At 69.2% G+C, this 1,297-nt stretch carries 1 protein-coding gene; it reads left to right on the top strand.

All coding sequences use genetic code 11. From position 1 onward, the window contains the following. The first annotated feature begins 66 nt into the window (after positions 1-66). Positions 67-1,268, top strand: a protein-coding gene (locus tag R2S09_RS40100; protein ID WP_306193105.1) for an IS3 family transposase whose coding sequence is annotated in 2 segments (ribosomal slippage) — positions 67-358 and positions 358-1,268 — 1,203 coding nt in all. Because the reading frame shifts where the segments join, the coding sequence is not laid out codon by codon here. The last annotated feature ends 29 nt before the right edge of the window (positions 1,269-1,297 follow it).

The raw sequence follows: 1,297 nt of genomic DNA, 5'->3' as shown, positions 1-1,297 counted from the left end.
GGGCCTTGACCCTTGATCTTGGACACACGAGACACTGGATCCTGAGGATCTGAGAACGGACATCTCGTGGTCATGAAGAACTATCCGCCGGAGTTCAAGGCGGACGCGGTCGCGCTGTACCAGTCGCGGCCCGAGGCGACAATCAGGCAGGTCGCCGCCGATCTGGGGATCAACCCCGAGACCCTGCGGAACTGGGTCCGGGCGGCTGGAGCGAACCGGCCCCGGGGACGCCGGGCGGAGGCGCCCGCCGAGCCGCCCACGCCGCTGGAGGCGGAGAACGCCGCTCTGCGCAAGAAGGTCCGTGAGCTGGAGGAAGAGCGCGAGATCCTGCGGAAGGCGGCGAAGTATTTCGCCGGGGAGACGCGCTGGTGAACCGCTTCCAGTTCGTCGCCGACCATCAGCGCCGTTACGGCGTGAAGCGGCTGTGCACCATCCTGGGCATCGCCCGCTCCAGCTTCTACTACTGGCGTCGCACAGCCTCGGACCGGGCCGCCCGGCAGGCGGCCGACGCCCGCCTCGCCGCCCGGATACGGGCCGTGCACCGCGAGTCGGACGGCACCTACGGCGTCCCCAGGATCACGGCCGAGCTCCGCGAGGCGGGCGAGCGCGTCAACCACAAGCGGATCGCGCGGGTGATGCGGAGTGCAGGTCTGGCCGGCGTGCGCTTGCGCCGCAGACACCGCACCACTGTTGCGGACCCGGCCGCGGCGAAGGCCCCGGACCTCATCGGCCGCGACTTCACGGCAAGCGAGCCGAACACCAAGTACGTCGGCGACATCACCTATCTCCCGCTGGAGAGCGGGAAGTTCCTGTATCTGGCCACCGTCATCGACCTCGCCTCACGCCGCCTGGCCGGCTGGGCGATCGCGGACCACATGCGCACCGACCTCGTCACCGACGCCCTGTCCGCCGCCGAACGCACCCGCGGCAGCCTCGCCGGGGCGGTCATGCACACCGACCACGGGGCCCAGTACACCAGCCGGGCCTTCGCGGACGCCTGCCGCCAGGCCGGCGTCCGCCAGTCCATGAGCGCGATCGGCAGCTCGGCGGACAACGCGCTCGCCGAGTCCTTCAACGCGACGTTCAAACGCGAGACGCTTCAAGGCCGAAAGCACTGGTCCAGCGAACGCGAGGCCCATCTCGACGCGTTCCGCTGGCTCAACCGCTACAACACCCGACGCCGACACTCCCGCCTCGGACAACGCAGTCCCATCGCCTACGAGACAGCACTCGACACAACATCAACTACCCTGGCCCAAGCCGCATAGCCCGTGTCCAACATTCCGGGTCAAGGCCC

The organism is Streptomyces sp. MK7 (genome assembly GCF_032658145.1).
GTDB classification, from domain to species: Bacteria; Actinomycetota; Actinomycetes; order Streptomycetales; family Streptomycetaceae; genus Streptomyces; species Streptomyces spiralis.
This window is presented reverse-complemented; position numbering and strand designations above follow the sequence as displayed.